The sequence below is a fragment of the Flavobacterium sp. AC274 genome, assembly GCF_979258275.1.
In genome coordinates this window covers 668,992-691,703 of record NZ_OZ409852.1, presented here as the reverse complement: position 1 = coordinate 691,703, position 22,712 = coordinate 668,992, and the positions used below count along the sequence as shown (strand labels likewise).

The following is a 22,712-nucleotide window of genomic DNA, read 5'->3' as shown; positions in this document are numbered from 1 at the left end:
TTATCTAATCTTTTTGTTCTATTCTAAAACCTACGTCTGTAATACCTTCTAAAGCTTCAACACCAGGAATTTTTCCCGATTCACGAACAGCTTGTTTGATGTGTACTTTGTATTTTCCTCTAAACTTAACATCCTCTTTGTAATACAGTTTACTTTCTTTTATATCAGTAAAACCATTTCCTAACAAGGTTCCATCCGGTTTAGCCATTTCGTATTCTAAAGTATCGACTTTGGTAAAACCATTTGGCGTTTCAATAGCAACAATTAAAAACAAATTTTTGAAGGGATAATTGTTGTTATCTCTCAAATTTACAAATAAATTGTATTTTTTGGTAGAATCTAAAACAGGCAGATCAAAGGTTACAATACTGTCTTTATGCCAGGCGCTTCCAACAGATTTGTACTCATCAAATACTCTTTTTTTATCACAAGAAAAAGAAGTATTGCTGCCAAAAGAAGAATTCCGCTATTTTTTATTCTCATTTTTAGTAATAATTATAGGTTTTCTCGGCTCAGCTGGTTTGTTATCATTCGATTTGGGCTTATTCGAATTATTTGGTTTATTGTTATTATTCTGTTTGTTTTTGTTCGGATTTCCTCCTCCCGCAGGCTTATTGCTGTTATTGTTACTTTGTTGCGGTTTGGCAGGAGTAGCCACTACAGCACCTTCAGCGTTAGGTTTTCGTTTGCGATTTGGTTTTTTCTTTCTTTTTGGCTGATCAAAACGAGTCAAACTTTCCTGACCCATTGCGTTATTAAAATCTTTTTCAGGTTCTGAAACTACTTCTATCGCAAAATCTTCAAGCGATGAAACTTTGTTTTTCAGTTTATTTTCAGCAATAATTTCTTTTACCTGATCAATTTTCAAAACATGCCAGTTTGCAAAATTATTGGTGTAAGCAAACCACATTAAGCCTTTAAAAATATCTTGTTTTTGGCAAATGGCATCTCCTTTTTCGGTAACTAATTTAGTATCGTAATCCGGAAAATCCTTCAACGCATCCATGTACGTATCTAGTTCGTAGTTTAAACAACACTTTAATTTTCCGCATTGTCCCGCTAATTTTTGGGGATTTAGCGAAAGCTGTTGGTAACGCGCCGCAGAAGTATTGACACTTCTAAAATCTGTTAACCAGGTTGAACAACAAAGTTCACGTCCGCAAGAACCAATTCCTCCCAAACGAGCTGCTTCCTGACGGAAACCTACTTGTTTCATTTCAACTCTTGTACTAAATTCTTTAGCAAAATCTTTAATCAAAAGTCTAAAATCGACTCTGTCATTTGCTGTGTAGTAAAAAGTAGCTTTTGACCCATCTCCCTGAAATTCGATATCAGAAATCTTCATTTCCAATTTATGCTGAATTGCCAATTCACGCGCACGAACTTTCATGGGTTCTTCGCGATCACGGGCTACAGACCAAATGTCGATGTCTTTTTGAGAAGCTTTTCGGTATATTTTAGGTACTTCGTTACTTTCGTGATTAACACCTTTTTTCTTCATTTGAATTTTTACCAATTCTCCTGTCAAAGTAACAATCCCAATATCATGTCCTGGCGATGCAACAGTAGCTACAATATCACCAATACTTAAAGTTAATTTCTCTGAATTTCTAAAGAATTCCTTGCGTCCGTTTTTAAAACGAACCTCAACACAATCAAAAATCGCCTCTCCATTAGACGGACTCATGTTCGCAAGCCAGTCAAAAACAGTCAATTTATTGCAGCTATCGGTGCCGCAAGTCCCATTATTTTTACAACCCTTTGGTGCGCCACCATCTGAGGTTGAACAACTTGTACATGCCATAATTATATATGTAGTGCTGCAAAAACGCAGCTTAAGTTCATAAACGTTTGATCGGTAAAGATAGTATTTTTTTTAGTTTGCTTTTTATGGATTACTTCTAAAGGGTTGTTAAATAAAAAACCTGCCTTTTTTTGGTATCAAAATCATTTTAATTCTCTTCTCTATCTCCTCAATTTTAAAAAATATTCTTCAAAAAAAGCTCACTCCGTCAATTTTATTATATAAAAAAATCCTTTTTAATTTTTATCCTGAAATATATTTATCAATTTTATGTTTTTATCTTACAACATAATTCGGGAACGCCTAAATTATCAATTCTGATTTAAAATCAAACTTAATTCTTCATTTTAAATACCACTACAAATGCAAAACCAGATTGAAAGTTTCCTTTTTCAGGGAAAATTTGACGAGGCCAGAGAATGCCTAAATAACGGAGAAAAATTTAACGAACAATATCTTAAAAACAATTTTTCTCAAATCGCAGCCAAAATTATTGAAGCCAAAGAGATTGATTTCATCGAAAAATTAATAAATGCCGGATTTATTGAAACCGATATTTACGAACTGGACAGTTTTGACAAATCAATTTTTGCTCCTTTGACCAGATATTTAAAAGATGATGACGAATCGCTTTCATTTTTCGAAGCATTGATGTCAAAAATGGACAATCTTAATGATGAAATCAGCGATCAGACTTTGCTAAGATATTTTCTGGAAAAAAGTGCTCCTCCAAAAATCATAAAAACCCTTATTGATAATTTTGGAGCAAATACGCAGTATAAAAACAATGCCGAAGAAAACCTCATCTACTCTGTTATAAATACTTATGGTTTGGAAACAGAGAAAACAAAAGAATACATTTCTATACTTACAGACAACGGTGTTGACATTAACGAAAAAAATATTGTTGGAACAACTCCGCTAATGTGCGCTGTTAAAAGGGCCAGAAAAGATATTTTACCGTTCTTGCTTGAAAATGGTGCTGATCCTAACGAAACCGACAACCTCAACAATACTGCTTTTTATTATGCTGTGGCAGAACAGTTTTCGTATGAGATGTACGATGCTTTAGCAGCTGTTTCTTCACCTGATTTTAATATTGTAAATAAAGACGGACGAACTTTATTGACTAATTTTATCAGTTCTGTTTCTGGTTCGCCAACCGATATTACATTTCTTGAAAGACTGTTATCTGATGGTGCCGATGTGAATTTCTGTGCTCAACATTACGGACAACCAAAATCCGGAATTGATTTTATTGTGGAAAAGAAATCGGATATTCTGAAATCGGTTTTGGAAAATGTTTCTCTCGATATCAATGAGCAAGACAATCAGGGAAACACCATTTTGCATAAAGTTTGTGCCTATAATGTTAATTATGATGCCGAAATGGCAAAGGAAACCTATAGAAAAGTAAAATTATTACTAGATCAGGGCGCTGATATTACGATCACCAATGATAAAGATGAAACGGCCTTAATGCTGGCTTCTGGTGATAATTTGAAAATTAAAACGGTTGAACTTTTAATGAAACAATAAATAATCATTTACTAAAAAACATATACATGTCAATGTCATTTATAATTGCCTGTGAAAACGGCAACAGAAAAATAGCCGAATTACTTCTTCAAAATAAAGAAGTTGATGTAAAGTATACAGACGAACGAGGAAGAACCGCATTACACTATGCCGCGCACAGAGGATATTTGGATATTGTAAAAATATTGACCGAAGATGGCGCCGATATTAATTATGAAGACCATCAGGGAGAAACACCGTTATACTTTGCCTGTCTGCAAAAACAGAAACAAACTGCTTTGTATCTTTTAGAAAATGGTGCGGAAATTACCAAAAACGATAAATACGGAAATAGTCTTTTGCATTTAGTTGTTCAGACTGCTCAAATTGAAATTGCAACAAAGTTGCTTCAAACGGGAATTGATGTTAATTTACTGAATAACAATGGTGAAACTCCGCTTTTATTGGCATCTGCAAAATTAAACCGAGAAATTATTCAATTGCTTTTAGATAAAGGCGCCGATATAAATGTAACCGACAAACAAGGAAATACGCCTTTGCTTTATGCTTGTTATACAAAATCGATCCCGATGGTGACACTGCTTCTTGATAACGGTGCAGCTATTAATCATGCAAATCATGCTGGAGAAAACGCACTTTTAATTGCCTGTTACGAAACCAACAGAATGCTTGCTAAACTATTAGTAGAAAGAGGAGCCGATGTTTTTGTATCCAATAATAATGGATATTCGCCTATTTGGTACGCTTGCGCAAATAATCAAAAGGAAATAGTCTCTTTGTTTTTAGAAAATGGAGTTGATGTAAACTACAGTAAACCTTTGGCCAGCGATACATCTTCAATGAATGATTATCTGGATTGGATTGTTAGTGCTACCAATATTTCTAACGAATCTAGCTTTACATTAAACACAACTTACAATTATGGCGGAGAAAGTCTTTTGCATGTGGCTACCAAAAAAGGTAATTTGAGCATGGTAAAATTACTAATTGAAGCTGGAGCAAACATCAATATTCAGGATGAATCCGGGAACACGCCTTTGCATTACAGTGCAGCAAACGGAAAGAAAGATGTGGTGAAATATTTACTTGATAACAAAGCCGATGCCTCAATTGTAAACGTAAAAGAACAAAAAGCGATTGATTATTCGAATGTGAAAGGTTTTAATGAAATTACCGAAATGATTCTGAAATATGCTCCTTCAGGAACTGTTGTTACACCAATTCACCAACAAGAACCTCAAAAAACTGATGTTTCTAACGCTATGGAAGGAAAGAAAAAAGCATTGTTAGATTTGAAAGAACTTTTAGATGCCGGAATATTAACTGCAGAAGAATTTGATATTGAGAAAAGTAAAATTTTAAAAGGATAATAATCAAATAAAGTTTTAATAAAAAAGTAAAACCCTATTCTGTGATAACACAAAATAGGGTTTTACTTTTTTATTCCAGAAGTACTAAAATTTGTTAAGTTTACAATAATTTATGATTTAGCATAAAACCAAAACCATCCCAAACCAAACCTTAACCTAATGAACAATAAAATTGTATTAAACGAAGAAACAAACTACTTTAACCATTTTAATTTTTCAAAGTTTAAAAATATTCTATACCCTCTTGCTATTGTTGCCATTCTTTTTATCATCAGGCAGTTTATTACAAATAATTTTTACATTTCAAGACCAGGAGGTTATGGAATGCTTGAATTACTTGACCCTCTTAATAGTGCTAAGGAATTACCGATATGGGCAGAAATCCTTAATGGATTTATCAGCATATTAATTACAATAATAATGCTTTGCTGGGAAGCAATCTATGAAAAAAATATGATAAAATAAAGTTTGTTCTTTTAATCTGCTTACCATCTGTAGCTTTGAATGTGATGTATCTTTATTCCAATTTTTATGGATCAGGAACGCCAAAATCATTGTCTACTATTTATTTCATCATGAGTTTTTTCCCAACATATGCTTTATATGGTGCATTGAGAGGAAAAATACTTTATGGAAAAAAATTAAGTCTAATAGGATATTTGATTGGAATTATTGCCATAGTAAGCATCAGTCCAATATATCAAAAACTTGGATCATTAATTCTGAATAACGATTTACTTACACCTATTTATTCTTATGGAAATGCGGTTTCAAATGTTTTTATCCCACTATCCTTTTTCTATTTTATATTTTTATCAGATGCTGGATTCTCTTTTAAGAATTTTATAAAAATGCCTTCTGCTTCATTTATAACAAACAAGAAGTTCACGGCGCACTTTATAATTCTATTTACTTCTTTATTTGCTCTTCATTTGAACTTCACAGAAAACTTCTCCCAACATTGGTTTGGTGATATGAGTTCTAGATTTCAAATTATTTTCTATAGTATATTTGAGTTTTTTCGCATTATTTTTCAAGTTGCATTTGTATACTTACTGTTTTCACAGCTATTGCTTTTACAATTAACTGCATTACGAAGAAGACCTTTATGGATCTATTTTTTTAGTTTTATCCCGGTAATTAATTTAATTCCATTATTTCTTTTTTTCGCAAAAGCATCCCTTTAAGTAATGTTGAATATCTTGAAATGGAAGATAAAGAACAGCAAAATCGATCTTTTCTTCAGTTGTTCATTTTATTTTTTGCAACTGTATATGGCATCTACAAGTTTATTGCAATCGGATTAAGCCGCGAAAACTTAATTTATCTGATCTTAGCCGTTATTTTACTGTATATTTTTATATTATATTTTAAAATTGGTATTTGGATTGCTTTTGGACTGTTGGGCATAATGGCGATATACTTTTTATACCAAGATATGCCGACCGGTTTGTACTATACTTGTGCATTAATTTATGGCGCTATCGGCCTATACAATCTTCACATTGCCTTATTTTGGACAGCCGAAGAATGGGATAAAATCGAGGAGAGTATTACAACAGAAAGTATTGAAGAAGTTTAAACATAAAAAGAGCCGCAAATTGCGGCTCTTTTCTTTTCTATATAATGTCTAAGTCTCCTTAACCGTAATAATCTTAACTGGGCAAGCTTTCGCTGCCAATTCAAAACTTTCAACGATGGCATGATTATTAGATTTTAAAGTAAAAAATCCTTTTGCATTTACAGAATGAATCAAAACTGATTTCCCATCTTTTTTGGACATTTGAAAATGAACCGGATCCATTTCGACGCAATAGTTACAGCCAATGCATTTGTCTCTTTGTAAAGTTACGATAACCATTATGCTTCAACAATTTTATATAATTTATCAGACATTCTGATTCGGAACGGAAGTTTTAAAGTACAATCATCTCCTTTTGTTGCTTTTTCAGCAGTAATATCTCCAACATACATTTCATCAATAATCATTTCCTGAGCACCTGTACTTGGTCCTGTTACCAGGATTTTGTCTCCAATTTTTATATCATAAGCTTCAATTTTAAATTGTCCAACTTCTGCTTTTGGGAAATAATGTGTTCCTTTTCCAACATAAACCTTCTTTTGCGTTGCCGCAGATCCCGGAATATCGCTCCACTCGCCTAGTTCCTGACCCAAATAATATCCTGACCAGAATCCGCGATTGTAAACCGTATTCAAAGCTTCCATCCAAACTTCGATTTTTTCTTTAGAAAATGATTTGTCATAATAAGAATCAATTGCTTCACGATAGGTTTTGATAACCGTTGCTACATATTCCGGCGCACGGCCACGACCTTCGATTTTCAGTACCTGAATTCCGGAATCAATTACCTGATCCAGAAAATCAATTGTGCATAAATCTTTAGGCGACATCATATATTCGTTATCCAATTCAATCTCAAAACCAGTTTCCTGATCGATAACGGTATATTTTTTACGGCAATTTTGCTTACATGCCCCGCGATTTGCTGATGAATTATGCGAATGCAGACTCAAATAGCATTTTCCCGAAACCGCCATACACAAAGCGCCATGTCCGAAAATCTCGATTTCTACCAAATTCCCATTCGGTCCTTTTATCTGCTCTTTTTCAATTTGGTCCGTAATTTTCTTTACCTGACGTAAACTCAATTCGCGACTTAAAACCATTGTATCTGCAAATAAACTGTAGAATTTTATGGTTTCAATATTGGTCACATTCAGTTGTGTAGAAATATGAACTTCCATCGAAATACTTCTTGCCATGGCAATAACCGCTTGGTCAGATGCAATAACCGCAGTAATATTGGCTTCTTTGGCTTTGTTCAAAAGTGTTTTTACCACAGATAAATCGTGATCGTAAATGATGGTGTTTAAAGTTAGATAACTTCGAACATTTTTAACCTCACAACGTTTAGCGATTTCCTGCAAATCATCCATAGTGAAATTCACTGTCGAACGCGCACGCATATTAAGTTGTTCTACACCAAAATAAATTGAATCTGCACCATTGTCTAGCGCAGCCTGAAGTGAGTCAAAGCTACCCGCAGGAGCCATAAGTTCGATTTTGTTGTTTGTTGTCATTTTTATTTAGATTATGTTCCAACGGTTGAACCGTTGGTTATACTATTTCTTTCGCAATGTTTTTAAATATAGCCCGTGGATTCAACCACGGCAGACGTATCGATGTCGATCAACTTTCCAGGGTGTAATATCGTTGTAGATATACATTGGTTATCATAATTTTAATATAACCCGTGGTTTCAACCACGGGAAACGTATCGATGTCGATCAACCTTCCAGATTTAGTATCGTTGCAGATATACTTTGTGTCCCTGCGGTTAAAACCGCAGGCTATATTTTCCCTTTTGCGTGTGGTATTTCAATATAACCCGTGGTTTCAACCACGGGAAACGTATCGATGTCGATCAACCTTTCGGGATAATAATATCGTTGCAGATATTCTTTGCGTCCTGCGGTTAAAACCGCAGACTATGTTTTGTCTTTTGTGTGTGGTATTTCAATATAAACCGTGGTTTTAAACACGGGAGACGGATTGTTAAACATTCATTTATTCCCCAATCCATGCAATTTTACAAATTCATCAAATTCATCCTGACCATTTTTCTTTAGATGATGTTTCTTTTGATTTTTTATGTAATGGTAAACGATATCTAACTGAGATTCACTGACTGAAAAAGCCGCATAGCCTGTTTGCCAGGCAAATTTTTCAAGGATAAATTCTCCTCTATTTATAAAATGAGAAGAACTTCCTTTTATTTGCTTTACAATATCTGAGATTGTTTTTTGTGGATTTTGTAAAAATAAAACATGCACATGATCTGGCATTCCATTTATGATTCTAACAGGGCAACCTAGATGAATTAACTCTTCATGAATGAAATCGTACAATTTTTTGTCAATTGAATAATCAATTAATTCCTGACGATTTTTTGTTGCCCAAATTACATGAATCCATAATTTGGTAAAAGACTGTGACATAAATAAATTAGCATAAAATTTTTGCTAATTTACAATTTTATACAATTTATCTGACAAACGAATGCGAAATGGTATCTCAAAAGTAACTTTATCTCCAATTTTAGCAGTCGTAGTTTCTGCGCCGTCAACGATCATTTTTTCTAAAACCAATTCCTGATTACCTGTAGTGGGTCCGGAAATTAAGATTTTATCACCAATGTTTAGTTCTTGATTTTCGATAGTAAATTGTGCAACTTGCGCTTTTACATAATAATGTTCGGCTTTGCCAAGAAGTACTTTTTTGATTTTGATTTTTTGACGAATATCAGCCGGCTTTTCGGATGAAGCCAAGGCAGTATTTGGTAACTCGCCTGAATGTTTGAATTTTAGGTTCTCAGATTTTCCTTTTCTAAAAACTTTGTTTCCAACCTGTTTTCCGGTTCTCAAACGAACCTGATCTACCAAATGCATATGAATAATGTCCAGACATTCTGTAGAACAGCAGTTTTCCATTGCCGTTTTACATTCATCACATTGAATGAACAATAAATGGCATCCGTCGTTTTCGCAATTGGTATGATTATCACAAGGTTTTCCGCATTGGTGGCATTGTGAGATAATATCATCGGTAATTCTTTCGCCCAGACGATTATCGAATACAAAGTTTTTTCCGATGAATTTGCTTTCTAAACCTTCGGCCTCAATTTGTTTGGCGTAATTGATAATTCCACCTTCTAATTGATACACATTTTTAAATCCCTGATGTTTAAAATATGCACTTGCTTTTTCACAGCGAATTCCGCCTGTACAATACATTACAAGGTTTTTATCTTCTTTATGATTTTGAAGTTGTTCGTTGATTATTGGTAAACTCTCTCTAAAAGTTTCAACATCGGGAGTAATCGCGCCTTTAAAATGCCCCACTTCACTTTCATAGTGATTTCTAAAATCTACTACAATTGTGTTTGGATCATCAAGGATATCGTTGAATTCTTTGGCTTTCAGGTGAACGCCAATATCTGTGACATCAAAAGTTTCATCGTTTAAACCGTCAGCAACGATTTTATCGCGAACTTTAATCGTAAGTTTTAAAAAGGAATGATCATCATGTTCTACGGCTTCATTTAATCGTATGCCTTTCATGAAATCATAAACTTCAAGAGTTGCTCTAAAAGCTTCTAAATTTTCTTCAGGAATACTCATTTGAGCATTTATTCCTTCATTGGCAACATAAATTCGGCCTAAAGCATCGAGCTTATTCCAGGCTAAAAATAAATCGTCGCGAAATTTTTTGGGATCTTGAATTTTGGCATACGCATAGAAAGACAACGTTAGTCGTTGTTTACCGGCATCATCAATCATGATGGCTCTTTCTTCTGCGCTCAAAGTGTTGTACAGTTGCATGCTATAAACAGTTTTAAGTTTAGAAATTATTTTTTGAGGTGCAAAAGTAGGGAAAAAGGTTCAAAGTTGCAAAGGCTTTATTAGTTACAAAGGTACAGAGTTACAAAGGCTCAAGGTTTTAAAAAAGTCAATAAAAAGAAAAAGCACTATATTTCTATAGTGCCTTTCAAAATCTTTGTACCTCTGTACCTTTGCTTCTTTGAACCTAATTAACAATACTCGTTAAACGCATCTTGCAAATTCTCAGCGATTAATTCTGCCGGGCGACCTTCGATGTGGTGACGCTCTAACATGTGAACCAATTCTCCGTTTTTGAACAAAGCCATAGATGGCGAAGATGGAGGAAAAGGAAACATATGTTGTCTTGCAGCATCAACAGCTTCTTTATCTACACCTGCAAATACAGTAATTAAGTGATCTGGTTTTTTAGCTCCTTCTAAACTCATTTTTGCTCCCGGACGTGCGTTTCTTGCAGCACAACCACAAACAGAGTTTACAACAACTAAAGTGGTACCTTCAGCTTTGATAGCATTATCTACAGCGTCAGCACTATGTAAATCTTGAAAACCTGCAGCAGTAAGTTCAGCTTGCATTGGTTTTACCATTTCTTCTGGATACATATTTTTATCTTTTAAATTTTACTTTTGATCTTGCAAAGTTACAAAGATTACTCGCAACTAGTAAATTTGAAGTATAAAGTTTTGTTATAGTTCGATATGAGATTTAAATCAAACAAAATGATATAAATACATGCAGTGTTTTTTCAATAATTCTACTAGTAAAATCTAAATTGCCTCTTTTATCTTTTTATGAGCAAATTGATAATTGTGTTCTTTCAAATGGCTGTTTCTGCTTATTCTGTGTCGTGTAGTTAAAACAGTTGCTTTATTTTGTTCTGCAATTTCAATAGTTGAAAGGTAACTGGTCAAATATTTTTTAAGTATTTCTATATTGTCAACGTCGATAGAATAGATTGTTTTCTTCCCTTCATTTTTTATGCTTACCAAATTTGCTTTTTTTAATTCCAGTAAATGCTTCGAAATTGTTGATTGTGCTAATGGAATCAGTTCAACAATTTCACCACAAGTTCTATTGTTTCTTTTCCACAAAAGGGTCATAATTTGAATTCGCGTTGGATGTCCAAGTGCTTTGCAAATTTTTCCTATTGCCTTTGTTTCTATATCAAAATTTAAGTGTTTTGTAATTCCCATAAATTTGCCAATTAAATTCATTATCGTAAATGAGCGATTAAGCCAGATTTACATTGTTTTCATCGGCAAAATTAGATGTTGAGTGAGTCTTTAGTCGCCTGTAGAAGTTCTTAAAATAAAAGAATAGGGCATTTTTACAGAGGCAAAGAAATTACACGCAGATTTGGAAGATTTAAGCAGATCCGCACAGATTTATTTAAAGTTATTCCATAAAAAATCAAAACAAATCTGCGTGAAAAAAATTCTAAGCAAATATTACCCGAAACAAAGCCTTAATAAATGGCATTTTAGGACATTTTAAAATCACTTTAAAATCTTCTATTAAGTTTGTTTCTTCATCCAGAAACTTAAAAATCAAAGACGGATTACCTTTTCTAAATAAAGAAGAAAAAATAGCACTTCCCAATTCGTTATGACGATACAAAATATCCAAAAGCAATAAATCATAGAACCAAAAACGGTTTTTTTTATGAAATTTTGTCATTCTGAGCGGAGTCGAAGAATCACTTTGAAGAAACGCTACTAATTGGGTTGATTTTTTATCGGAGTTTTTAAAAGTATAACCCGTACTTGCTTTTGTCCAGCCGCCGGCCGTTCCAATATTCAGAACGCGTTTGGTGTTTTTCTCCCAAAAAGGATAACATGTCATTGGAATACTTCCCTGCTCCTTTTCTGAAATTTCATATTGTTGAGCCCCAAGTTTTTGTAGATAAAGCTGAATTTCTTTTTCATATTCTTCTTTTGAAAGCAGATTCTCTGAAAACAAAGTATATTCAACCAAAGCTTCTGTTTTAGAAGTTGGCAAAACGTACATAAAACGGGTATTGTCTTTTTGCTCTACCGAAAAATCCATGAAAGTCGCTTGTTCCCGATTGAAGATTTCAGCTTCAATTTTCACAAACCAACCTACAAAATGCTGTTGCAAAACCGGGTATTTGCTTTGAGTTAAAGCAAAAGCTTTGGTATAAATGCTATTGAAGAGATAATTACAAGTGTATCGGTTTTCTTCTGTTCCGATAAAAACGTGCGTTTCAAGTTCGTTGATATCGGTTACTTTTTCTTGTACAAAAACAATATTAGATTGGTTCGAAATTTCATCAAAAACAAAATTATAAAAATCTAAACCTCGAATTTGATTGTATTGATAAGGCTTCAACGCCAAATCACGTTTAAAATTCTCATTGGCAAATAACGCCAAATCCCATTTTTTTGAGATGATAGAATTCCAGACAGATTCTTCTTTTTCCCAAAAACACCAGGTCCTGTCATTGGTTTTCTTTTGATTTTCATCTAAAAGTAAAATAGACTTATCTGCAAAATTTCCGGACAAAACCATTTTATAAACGGTCATCAAAGCTGCTAAACCTGTTCCGGTAAAGATGTAATCGAAGTGTTTGATTTGTGAAGAATCCATTTTCAAAAATAAGGATTTTTATTCTTTCAATTTTTCTAAAAGCAGTTTAAAACTGGTAGAATTGAGATAATTATTGTATTGCAGAATGATTTCGTTTTTCTCATTCAAAACACATAAAACCGGATATACAATTTGGCCGTTGATGGTTCCTAATTGCAAAGCAAGTTCATGAACACCAACATTATTTCCTGTTGGCTGATATTTAAAAAGCTGGTTATTAAACGTAACTTCCTTTTTTTCTTCTGCATTAAAATCGATAAAGTAAAAATCTGAATTCAGTTTATCAATAATTTCCTGATTTTTGAAAGTCGTATTTTTCATTCTTTGGCAAAACTGGCACCAATCAGTATGAATAAAAACGACAATTTTTCTCTTTTGAAGTTGTTGTAAACTATCAATCGCCTCAAAAGTTCTGCTTTTTAATTGGCAAAATCCATTTGAAGTTATTCCAAAAAAGAAGATAATTAATGCTAGTTTTTTCATTTTGTTTTGCTTTTTGCCACTCCCGATTGCTATCGGGAGTGGTAGATTAAAAGGATTTTGAAAGAAAGTTTGCCACGAATTTCACCAATTTTCACTAATTAAATTCGGGATAATTCGTGTAATTCGTGGCGAAAAAAAATCCTTTTAATCTGTGAAATCTGTAGCATATCATTTTACCTCAAAGTATATCGCAATCCAAAAAAACCACGAATTGTCTGGTTTTGACCATAAACATAAGTTGTGTCAAAAGTTAAACCGTACGGATTATCGGGTGTAACCAGAACTTTTCCTGCCGAATCATATTGTACGTTTTTATCAAAAGGATCATTGGTTCTTGAAATCAAAAACGGATTATTTTGTTTTGGGGTAAAATTCAAGAGATTCTTGATTCCGCCGTAAATCTCAAAATTCTTCCATCCGGAATACGTAAACTGAATATTCTGAATACTGTACCAGGGAGATTCTGGACTTCTCGGATCATATTCGCTCAATAAAGGCAATTTCATCGGACTGTAAACATTTCCTGTATAATCCAACAATAAATTTAAGGATTCTATTTTATATGAAATGCTCCAGGTTCCGGTAAATTTTTCCGTTAAAAATGGTCTTTCAGAAATTCCGTTTTTTACATTTTTATTATCCAGAACTGTTGCGCCTAAAATTAATTTTAATCCCGTTGGAAAATTCACATCAACATTCGTGCTGATTCCCTGGCTTATCGCATAACCGTTGATATTGTCATAAATGATTTTGTTGGGGTCAGTTTCATAATCTGATATGATTTTATTACTGAATCGGGTATAAAAAGCCGTGGTTTCAATTCCTATAAAAGTTCCGTTGGTAAAGTTTATCTTTTGAATATAATTCAAATTTGCATTGATGGATTGTTCCGGTTTCAAATCACTTTTTATCACAACATCTCTCGAACCCGTAAGTGCTGCATGATCTTCTGTAAATAAATTGACAACCCTAAATCCGGTTCCGGCGTTGAATCTAAAAATGGTATTCTCATTCTTTTTCCATCTGTAAGCAAATCTCGGTGTAAAAATAGAACCGTGAATAGAGTTGTAATCGTAACGCATTCCCAACAAAACCTGACTTTTTGGTGAAAGGGTAATTTCATCCTGAACAAAAATTCCGGGCAGCCATGTACTTTCTGCTTCCTTTGTTGCTGTAGTATTATCGTCATAATACGAATATCGATTGGCGATTCCGGCAAGAAAATCATTTCGACCTATTTTTTTATCCCAGGTCAATTGCAAAAAACCAATTTTTTGATTCGCGATATACGATGTTGTTCCGTAACGACTATCCTGATAATGGACATTTCCGGAGAACGAAAGCATCAGTTTTTCTTCAAAAGGCAATTGATAGCTTCCTATTAATTCTCCTCTTTTGGTATAAATGCTTTCGCCATAAATTTCATCTCCGCCTCGGTATTTCTTTTCCCAGCGAACATCTCCGCCCCAGCGATCTTCATACATTCCGCGTGCTGCAATCGTAAAAAGACGATTGTTATTTCTTCGAAAATTCCATTTATTAAAAACCGAAATTCGTTCAGAAAGCGTTACATCGGTAAAATTATCCTTGTCTTTATCGATCACCTGATCGTAATTGAAGTAATTGACGCCTATAAGAGAAGTTGCTTTTCCAACGTTAAACTTCGTTCCCAAATCAAGATTACTTTCAAAATAAGTGGTGGTAAAATAATCCGCAGAAAACACCGGAGCAGTTGTTGGGTTTTTAGTAATAATATTAATCAAACCGCCAACAGCCTCGCTTCCGTACAATGACGAAGCGGGACCTTTTACAATTTCAATTCTTTCCACCAAAGAATTCGGAATTCCGGATAAACCATAAACCGTCGAAAGACTGCTTACGATAGGCATTCCATCAATCAAAACCAATGTATACGGACCTTCCAATCCGTTAATGTGAATATCGCCTGTATTACAAACACCGCAATTAAGCTGTGGCCGAACGCCATTAATATTTTGAAGCGCTTCATAAATACTAGCTGTTGGGTTTTTCTTGAAGAAAACCGGTGAATAAACCTCAACCGGAACGGCACTTTCTAATCGTTTCACCGCTTTTAAGGTTCCTGAAACAACAACCTCGTTTAGCTGATTTTGATTATCTGTTAATTCAAAATTGAATGTATTAATAGAATCTTTTGTGACTTCTATTTTCTTTTTTAAAGTTTGAAAACCTAAATAAGAAATCTGAATAGTATGATTTCCTATAGCAACATTTTCTAACGAATAATATCCCAAACTATCCGTAACTGTTTTTTGGTTGGTTCCCTGTAAATATACACTTGCGGCTTGTATCTTTCTTCCTTCGCCAGATACAAAACCAGATACAGAAGTGGTTTCCTGAGCAAACGAGAATTGTAAAGTAAACAAAATCAATACTAATATTGAGTTTTTCATTATTATAAAATTAAATTTAGACAAAACTAAAAATTAAATTTGACAAATAACAATTCTCGAGCTAAAAACTTTTAAAAGTGTTTTGATTCAGCTATTTGGAAGTGTTTTTCGCCACGAATTGCACGAATTGACACAAATTAAATTCGAGAAAATTAGTGCAATTCGTGGCGAAAAAATCAAATAAATGATTCTTCAATAAGTTCTCTATTAATAGAAGCTCCGGCGAAAGACCCCGAAGAAACTGCCATTGCCACAGATCGAGCCTGAATCACACAATCCCCACTTGCATATATGCCAAGAATATTGGTTTTCTGCATCATATCAACCTTTATTAAACCTTGTTCTGTTAATTCGCATCCTAAAGTTTCCGGTAAAGAACAATGCTGTTCAAAAGGTGGTCTGTGATAAATGGCTTTTACCTCAATTTTTGTTTGATTTTTGAAGACGACACTTTGAATATTCCCATTTTCATGTTCCAATGAATCAACCTCGTCTTCAATAATTTCAATTTGATGTTTCTTAAGAATCTTAGTTTGTTCTGATGTTAAAGTTGATTGTCCGTTGGTTAATAATCTTAATTCTTTTGTCCAGTTTGAGATTAACTTCGCATATTCAAATCCCATTTCGCCATTGGCAATAATTGCGGTTCTCTCTTTTTTCACTTCGTAACCGTGACAATACGGACAATGCAAAACGGAAATTCCCCAGCAATCTGCAAACCCTTCTATTTCCGGAAGCAAATCTTTAACTCCGGTTGCAAATAGTATTTTTTTGAAGCAAATGTTTTTCCATTTACCATTTTAATTTCAAAACCCTTTTCGGTTTTAATTGCATCTACGACAGTTCCGCTATAAAACTGAACTGTATTATAAAAGTCAACTTGTATTTTGGCTTTCGCCGAAATAACAGCAGGCTTTTCACCGTCGTGCGTAATAAAATTATGAGAATGCGGGGTTTGTCTGTTGCAAGGCAAACCACTGTCTATAACCAACACTTGTCGCAAAGAACGACCTAAACTCATAGCTGCTGAAAGTCCACTGTAACTTCCACCAACAATAATTATTTCAAAATCTTTTTGCTGTATCATACTTTCTTAATTTAATGATTGCTAATTTTATGTGATCTATAATTTAAAAGATGCCCTAGTATCATTCCCGTACCTCCAATAAATATCAGGTCAAGATGAATGTCCAGAATTATTTCGCTCAAAACACTAACCCAGATTAATACCATTGAAATAATAAGGATAGTTGCCACCAACAGATTGGATTTTTTGATAATTTTGAAAACTGCAATCGAACCAATTACAGCAAAAAATAAATCAATAAAAGGATTGTGACTTAACCCCAATGGCAGAATGGTCAGGATTGGAAAAACCAGGCAATGAACCAAACAAACAGTCGCGCTGGAAATTCCTAAAATATCGTAAAAGGATGTGGATGTTTTCTTCATTTCTTGTACATTTGTTTAATGCAATTTTGTTGCAAATATACACATTAAAATCAACTGCAACAATGTTGCGTTAAATATTTATTAATTCATATCACAATGAAAACAACACGTAACACCGCAGCAAAGACAGCCGTTTTAGAGGTTTTTGAGAAATCTAAAACTGCACTTTCTCATACAGAAATTCAAAAACAATTGAACGATATTTGTGATCGTGTTACGATTTACAGAATTTTGGATCGCTTAATGAATGATGATATTATTCATAAAATTTCTAATCTTGACGGTACGGTTAAGTATGCAAAATGCAACCATTCTCATCAGCGTGTACACATACATAATCATGCACATTTTAGCTGTGAAAACTGCCACGAGATTACTTGCCTCGAAAATGTTAAGCCGAGTTATATTATGCCGCATAATTATAAAGTTAAGGAGATAAATTTCACCTTATCAGGATTATGTCCAAATTGTTTAAATTCTAACATTTAAGATTTAGACTTGCCTAAAAATATTGTTGTGCGAATATAATTTATCCCTATATTTGTTTAAACAACATTTTTTACAATGACCAAATCTTTAGAAGAAGTTCACCAATCAGTTGCTACAGAACATAAAAAAACAGGATTCAGAAAAATATTAGCATTTTTAGGCCCCGCCTATTTAGTAAGTGTGGGTTATATGGATCCCGGAAACTGGGCAACGGATATCGCTGGCGGAAGTCAGTTTGGATATTCTTTACTTTGGGTTTTGCTAATGAGTAACCTAATGGCTTTACTTTTGCAAAGTTTGAGTGCAAGACTGGGAATCGTAACACAACGTGATTTGGCACAGGCTTCGAGAGAAACCTATTCTAAATTCATCAATTATATTTTATACTTTCTTGCCGAAATTGCCATAGCCGCCTGCGACTTAGCTGAAGTTTTGGGAATGGCAATTGGAATCAATTTATTATTTGGCATTCCGCTTATTGAAGGTGTACTGATTACCGTTTTAGATACTTTCATTTTATTATTCTTAATCAATAAAGGAATTCGAAAAATGGAAGCGTTTATTATCGCTTTAGTGGCCATTATTGGATTCTCTTTTATTTTTGAAATGATTTTTGCAGAACCGGAACTTGATAAGGTAATTATCGGATTAATCCCTTCGATTCCTAGTTCAGCTGCTTTATATATCGCTATCGGAATTATTGGTGCGACGGTAATGCCGCATAACTTATACCTGCACTCTTCATTGGTGCAAACCAGAAAATTCGACCGAACTCCGGCCGGAATCAAACAGGCTTTGAAATACAATTTTATCGATTCTACGATTGCTTTAAATCTGGCCTTTTTCGTAAATGCAGCTATTTTAATTTTGGCAGCAGCCACATTTTATAAAAACGGAATGTTTGAAGTGGCCGAAATTCAGGATGCGCACGAATTTCTGGAACCGTTATTGGGAACAAAATGGGCTCCTATTTTATTTGCCGTTGCCTTAATTGCCGCCGGACAAAGTTCGACCATAACTGGTACTTTAGCCGGACAAATCGTAATGGAAGGTTATTTAAATTTAAGAATTCAGCCTTGGGTGCGCCGAATCATAACGCGTTTAATTGCGATTGTTCCTGCCGTAATCGTGATTTTAATTTATGGTGAAAGCGTAACCGGAAAACTTTTAATCCTGAGTCAGGTTATTTTGAGTTTACAATTAGGGTTTGCGATTATTCCGCTGATACATTTTGTGAGCGACAAAACCAAAATGAAAGGGTTTCATATTTCTAAAATAACCCAAATTGCAGCCTGGATTATTGCTTTGATTATCGTAACGTTAAACGCAAAGTTAGTTTATGATGAGATTTCTTCATGGCTTGAAAGTTCAAATCATCCCATATTTCTATGGTTTACGGTTGTTCCGCTTGCTTTTGGATTTTTGACTTTGTTGCTTTACATCGTATTCAAACCATTTATTGCCAGAATAAAATCGAATATCGAAAATCATTCGCCTCATCATTTAAAACTGGAATATACGCCAAGAACCGTTTACAGCAAGAAAAACATCGCCATTTCAGTCGATTTCTCGAAAGCCGATGAAGCTGCACTAAACAATGCGTTTGAACTGGGCGGAATCGAAGCACAATACACCTTAATTCACATTGTTGAAACTGTTGGTGCATTAATGTACGGAGGTCATGTCGACGATCACGAAACGACAGTTGATGAAAAGTTATTATTAGAATATAAAGATATGCTTTCGCAGAAAGGTTTCAGAATCGAAACTGAACTTGGCTTTGGAAAACCTAACACCGTGATCCCGAAGATTATCAATCAGGGAAATTTCGATATTCTGGTAATGGGAACCCACGGCCACACTGGCTTAAAAGATATTTTATTTGGCACAACGGTAGACAAATTGAGACATAAAATTTCTATACCTTTGTTGATTGTTAAAAAATAGGGACAAAGTACTAAAGTTGCAAAGGGACAAAGGTTTGAAAACTCTGAACCTTTGTCCCTTTGCAGCTTTGAACCTCAAAAATAAAAGAAATGACTTTTTCAGAAGAAAACTACCTTAAAGCAATATATCATCTTACAGCTTCACTAGAAACGGAAGTCAGCACAAATGCGATTGCCGAAATGATGGAAACGAAAGCTTCATCGGTTACGGATATGCTTAAAAAACTGTCTGAGAAAGATCTTGTGAATTATAAAAAATATCAGGGCGTTTCTTTGACGGAAAACGGAAAATTAGCCGCCAAAATGATTGTTAGAAAACATCGTTTATGGGAAGTGTTTTTAGTCGAAAAACTCAACTTTTCCTGGGATGAGGTTCATGATATTGCTGAACAATTGGAACACATCAAATCTGAGCAATTGATTAACCGTCTGGATGATTTTTTGGGTAATCCAACGGAAGATCCACATGGCGACCCGATTCCGGATGCAAATGGTAGAATTGTTAAGATTGAAAAACAGTTGCTTTCTGAATTAACCGAAAATCAGGTTGGTGTTTGCGTAGGCGTGAAAGATACTTCATCTGAATTCCTGAAATATCTGGACAAACAAGAAATTGCATTAGGATCTAAAATTGAATTTTTGTCCAAAGAATCTTTCGATTTATCGGTCAAAATAAAAGTTGACGGTAGGGAATTATCAATTTCGAACAAGATTGCTTCGAATTTGTTTGTAAAGCTGGTTTAGGCTTTTTCGGTTACAAGAAAATCCAAATTAACGAATTTGCTTTCTAAATTTTGCATCAAATTATCAACTTTGCTTAAACTTAATACATTGATTGCAATTCGTTTTTTAGCGTTCGAATTTGTTTCAATATAAAGCATAAAATTACTTATTCCAAAACCTTTTATCTCACTAAAAATCAATTTACGCGTTTCAAATATATCCTTTGAAATTATAGCATCATTAGTGAAAATAACTTTTTTTCTAAAAGCATTTATTATTAAAAGAACCGCAAAAATGATCATGATAAAACTCAATACAGGAGTCAAATAAAACAAATAACCTGTCGATAAACTTTTGCCATATACTTGAAATGCCAATGAATCTGAAGGTAATGAAAGGAAAGGAACCATTAACAAACTCACAAATATGAGTATTAGTAAAATGGAAAAAACTACAATAAAAACTTTCAGCCTGTGTGACATTGTATAAACATTCATCTGAAAATAATTTAGCTATTAATTTTTCGGCAAAATTAGGAAGTTGTTTTACAATAAAAGAACGATAAAATTTTAATTCTCCTAAAATAAGACATATTTGTTCATCAGTATTTTTTATCGGTTTGAGAAACCCATTTCCCTGCAACATCTTCATTTTGTCTCAACAACAAATTTAACTGACCTACGTGATGCTGAACATGTCTCATGTTGTATAAGATCATTTCAATTCTATTGTAGTTTTTCTTTTTGGTAATGAATCTTTCTTTTGAAGTTTCTTCATTTAGTCCATCAATTAAAAAGAAGACTTTTTTACGGGAATAGTCCAGATATTCTAACAATTCTTGTTTCAAATAAATTCTTTCAGGTAATATTCCATTTGGATCTAATTCAGATAAACAAAAGGGTTTGGGCGGAGAAAATGTATCAGGTTCTGTGGACGAATAATAATCAATCCAAAAAAGGGTATGATAAGCAGAATACCAAAAATCTTTTTTATCCCAAAAACTATCGGGACAAACCAAAATGGAACTTTCGAGCATATCTAATACGGCCCCAAATTGCTTCCATAACATTGTTTTCAGTTCGTCCATAATAAAGATTAGACAATTCCTTTTTCGATCATTTCAAGCATTACCGGCGAAGCATTCTTGAATGTTGGTTCCTGTTCGATGATACTTCCGGCGTTCTTTTTGTTAACTTTAAAAGTTATATCATTATCGGTTGTAAACAAAAGTGCTGTCAAAAACGGATTTTTGATGTAAGTCCCTAATACCATTAAAGCTTCATCTAAGGTATGAATACTTTCAATTTCTTCTGTTTTGTAACGAGTCGTCAATGAAATTGAATACGTATTATCTTCATTAAGAACTAATCTAAAATAGATGTTCTTAATTTCAGTATCGCCCATTGTTTTGGCTAAGGTTAATTTTGCAAAAGTGCCGCTTTGAATGCTTTCTTTCACACGCTCACAAAAAAGAGCAAATATTGGTTCGTACATTTTTTTAAGTTGCTAAGGTTCTGAGATGCTAAGTTTCTAAGTTTTAAATCTCTGTGCTATATTTAACCGCAAAGTTCGCCAGGATTTACGCAAAGTTTCGCAAAGCTTATAAATCTTTGGGAAACTTCGTGAAATCTTTGTGTATCTCTGTGGTATAAATCTATTTCCCGGTAAATTCTGCTTTGCGTTTTTCTAAAAATGCAGTTGTTCCTTCTTTAAAATCCTGAGTTCCGAAACATTTTCCGAATGATTTGATTTCGGTATCAAAACCATTTTTACCGTCTGTATAATTGGCATTTATTGCTTTTATTGCTCTACTGATAGCAAACGGAGCATTTTTAATGATTTTTTGGGCGATTACGTTTGTAAAAGTCAAAAGTTCTGCCTGAGGAACTACGTGATTTACCAAACCGTATTCTTTGGCTTCTTCTGCAGAAATCATTGCTGCGGTCATAATCATTTCCATTGCACGACCTTTACCTACTAATTGTGGTAAACGCTGTGTTCCTCCGTAACCCGGAATTAATCCTAAAGTTACCTCTGGTAATCCCATTTTTGCATTGTCTGAAGCAACTCTAAAATGACAAGCCATTGCCAACTCTAATCCGCCACCAAGTGCAAAACCATTTACGGCTGCAATTACAGGTTTCTTTAAACCTTCAATAAAATCAAATAAGGTTTCTTGTCCTTCTGCCGCAAGTTGTGCACCTTCGACAATAGTATAATTTGCAAATTCTGAAATATCAGCTCCGGCTACAAATGCCTTTTCTCCACTTCCGGTAAGTATAATAACACGAACATCATCATTTTTAGCCAATAATTTTACCGCTTTACTCAAATCACTAATTGTTGCTTTATTTAAGGCATTCAATTTTGTAGGTCGGTTAATGGTTACCGTTGCAATTCTTTCTTCAATAGAAATTAAAAGATTTTCGTAGTTCATGACAGTGGT

The 22,712-nt window shown here is 34.0% G+C and carries 23 protein-coding genes and 2 pseudogenes; 8 read left to right on the top strand and 17 right to left on the bottom strand.

The features are described from left to right. Positions 1-4: 4 nt before the first annotated feature. Positions 5-483: pseudogene (locus tag ACZZZT_RS03135) on the bottom strand (gliding motility lipoprotein GldH). Then, positions 467-1,804 (bottom strand): PSP1 domain-containing protein, encoded by a 1,338-nt coding sequence (locus ACZZZT_RS03130; RefSeq protein WP_042563577.1) that lies wholly within the window; start codon positions 1,802-1,804, stop codon positions 467-469. Before ACZZZT_RS03130 ends, ACZZZT_RS03135 begins: the two are co-directional and overlap by 17 nt. A gap of 363 nt (positions 1,805-2,167) precedes the next feature. On the opposite strand from ACZZZT_RS03130, the gene ACZZZT_RS03125 reads away from it, so the two are divergent. The 5 genes from ACZZZT_RS03125 to ACZZZT_RS03105 all read left to right on the top strand — a co-directional run bounded on the left by ACZZZT_RS03125 (position 2,168) and on the right by ACZZZT_RS03105 (position 6,295). Further along, the gene (locus ACZZZT_RS03125; RefSeq protein WP_463459377.1) at positions 2,168-3,343 is read left to right on the top strand and encodes an ankyrin repeat domain-containing protein; all 1,176 of its coding nucleotides are present in this window, start codon (positions 2,168-2,170) and stop codon (positions 3,341-3,343) included. Between the two features lie 26 nt (positions 3,344-3,369). Further along, entirely contained in the window at positions 3,370-4,713 is a 1,344-nt protein-coding gene (locus ACZZZT_RS03120) for an ankyrin repeat domain-containing protein (RefSeq protein ID WP_463459376.1), read from the top strand. A gap of 159 nt (positions 4,714-4,872) precedes the next feature. Then, the gene (locus tag ACZZZT_RS03115; protein WP_463459375.1) at positions 4,873-5,178 is read left to right on the top strand and encodes a hypothetical protein; all 306 of its coding nucleotides are present in this window, start codon (positions 4,873-4,875) and stop codon (positions 5,176-5,178) included. Between the two features lie 89 nt (positions 5,179-5,267). Then, positions 5,268-5,900: a hypothetical protein gene (locus ACZZZT_RS03110; protein ID WP_463459374.1), complete on the top strand. Its 633-nt coding sequence runs from the start codon at positions 5,268-5,270 to the stop codon at positions 5,898-5,900. A gap of 20 nt (positions 5,901-5,920) precedes the next feature. Beyond that, positions 5,921-6,295 (top strand): hypothetical protein, encoded by a 375-nt coding sequence (locus ACZZZT_RS03105; protein ID WP_463459373.1) that lies wholly within the window; start codon positions 5,921-5,923, stop codon positions 6,293-6,295. A gap of 48 nt (positions 6,296-6,343) precedes the next feature. Here the strand turns inward: ACZZZT_RS03105 and ACZZZT_RS03100 are convergent, their stop codons facing one another. From ACZZZT_RS03100 to ACZZZT_RS03050, 11 genes and pseudogenes are all read right to left on the bottom strand, one after another. Beyond that, on the bottom strand, positions 6,344-6,574 hold the full coding sequence (locus ACZZZT_RS03100; RefSeq protein ID WP_302094030.1) for a ferredoxin: 231 nt from the start codon (positions 6,572-6,574) through the stop codon (positions 6,344-6,346). Beyond that, complete coding sequence (locus ACZZZT_RS03095) at positions 6,574-7,815, bottom strand: peptidase U32 family protein (protein ID WP_463459372.1); 1,242 nt, start codon at positions 7,813-7,815, stop codon at positions 6,574-6,576. The genes ACZZZT_RS03100 and ACZZZT_RS03095 overlap by 1 nt, the downstream gene beginning before the upstream one ends. A 483-nt stretch (positions 7,816-8,298) precedes the next feature. Further along, entirely contained in the window at positions 8,299-8,733 is a 435-nt protein-coding gene (gene tnpA / locus ACZZZT_RS03090) for an IS200/IS605 family transposase (RefSeq protein ID WP_463459371.1), read from the bottom strand. Positions 8,734-8,757: 24 nt separating this feature from the next. Then, entirely contained in the window at positions 8,758-10,116 is a 1,359-nt protein-coding gene (gene trhO, locus ACZZZT_RS03085) for an oxygen-dependent tRNA uridine(34) hydroxylase TrhO (protein WP_463459370.1), read from the bottom strand. A gap of 209 nt (positions 10,117-10,325) precedes the next feature. Then, positions 10,326-10,736: a BrxA/BrxB family bacilliredoxin gene (locus ACZZZT_RS03080; RefSeq protein WP_029271207.1), complete on the bottom strand. Its 411-nt coding sequence runs from the start codon at positions 10,734-10,736 to the stop codon at positions 10,326-10,328. Positions 10,737-10,901: 165 nt separating this feature from the next. Continuing rightward, positions 10,902-11,327, bottom strand: coding sequence for an ArsR/SmtB family transcription factor (locus ACZZZT_RS03075; RefSeq protein ID WP_159438468.1), 426 nt, complete (start codon positions 11,325-11,327; stop codon positions 10,902-10,904). Between the two features lie 244 nt (positions 11,328-11,571). Continuing rightward, a complete protein-coding gene (locus tag ACZZZT_RS03070) occupies positions 11,572-12,741 on the bottom strand; it encodes a lycopene cyclase family protein (RefSeq protein ID WP_463459369.1) in 1,170 nt (389 codons plus the stop codon). Positions 12,742-12,759: 18 nt separating this feature from the next. Continuing rightward, positions 12,760-13,224, bottom strand: coding sequence for a thioredoxin family protein (locus ACZZZT_RS03065; protein WP_463459368.1), 465 nt, complete (start codon positions 13,222-13,224; stop codon positions 12,760-12,762). A gap of 173 nt (positions 13,225-13,397) precedes the next feature. Further along, positions 13,398-15,656 carry a TonB-dependent receptor gene (locus tag ACZZZT_RS03060; RefSeq protein WP_463459367.1) on the bottom strand — a complete coding sequence of 753 codons (2,259 nt, stop codon included), beginning with the start codon at positions 15,654-15,656 and terminating at the stop codon, positions 13,398-13,400. Positions 15,657-15,832: 176 nt separating this feature from the next. After that, positions 15,833-16,743: pseudogene (locus ACZZZT_RS03055) on the bottom strand (NAD(P)/FAD-dependent oxidoreductase). A gap of 11 nt (positions 16,744-16,754) precedes the next feature. After that, the gene (locus ACZZZT_RS03050; protein ID WP_463459366.1) at positions 16,755-17,108 is read right to left on the bottom strand and encodes a MerC domain-containing protein; all 354 of its coding nucleotides are present in this window, start codon (positions 17,106-17,108) and stop codon (positions 16,755-16,757) included. 96 nt (positions 17,109-17,204) lie between these two features. Between ACZZZT_RS03050 and ACZZZT_RS03045 the strand changes: the two genes are divergently transcribed. The 3 genes from ACZZZT_RS03045 (at position 17,205) to ACZZZT_RS03035 (ending at position 20,287) form a co-directional block, all read left to right on the top strand. Continuing rightward, positions 17,205-17,597 carry a Fur family transcriptional regulator gene (locus tag ACZZZT_RS03045; RefSeq protein ID WP_042563589.1) on the top strand — a complete coding sequence of 131 codons (393 nt, stop codon included), beginning with the start codon at positions 17,205-17,207 and terminating at the stop codon, positions 17,595-17,597. A 75-nt stretch (positions 17,598-17,672) separates the two neighbouring features. Then, entirely contained in the window at positions 17,673-19,544 is a 1,872-nt protein-coding gene (locus ACZZZT_RS03040) for an Nramp family divalent metal transporter (RefSeq protein WP_463459365.1), read from the top strand. Positions 19,545-19,633: 89 nt separating this feature from the next. Next, positions 19,634-20,287, top strand: a complete 654-nt coding sequence (locus tag ACZZZT_RS03035; protein WP_073394382.1) for a metal-dependent transcriptional regulator — start codon at positions 19,634-19,636, stop codon at positions 20,285-20,287. Here the strand turns inward: ACZZZT_RS03035 and ACZZZT_RS03030 are convergent. The 4 genes from ACZZZT_RS03030 to ACZZZT_RS03015 form a co-directional block, all read right to left on the bottom strand. After that, complete coding sequence (locus ACZZZT_RS03030; protein WP_463459364.1) at positions 20,284-20,763, bottom strand: hypothetical protein; 480 nt, start codon at positions 20,761-20,763, stop codon at positions 20,284-20,286. The genes ACZZZT_RS03035 and ACZZZT_RS03030 overlap by 4 nt on opposite strands. Positions 20,764-20,867: 104 nt before the next feature. Further along, complete coding sequence (locus ACZZZT_RS03025) at positions 20,868-21,353, bottom strand: DinB family protein (protein WP_463459363.1); 486 nt, start codon at positions 21,351-21,353, stop codon at positions 20,868-20,870. An 8-nt stretch (positions 21,354-21,361) separates the two neighbouring features. Beyond that, a complete protein-coding gene (locus tag ACZZZT_RS03020; protein WP_463459362.1) occupies positions 21,362-21,760 on the bottom strand; it encodes a hypothetical protein in 399 nt (132 codons plus the stop codon). Between the two features lie 160 nt (positions 21,761-21,920). Further along, complete coding sequence (locus tag ACZZZT_RS03015) at positions 21,921-22,703, bottom strand: enoyl-CoA hydratase/isomerase family protein (protein ID WP_042563595.1); 783 nt, start codon at positions 22,701-22,703, stop codon at positions 21,921-21,923. Positions 22,704-22,712: the final 9 nt, after the last annotated feature.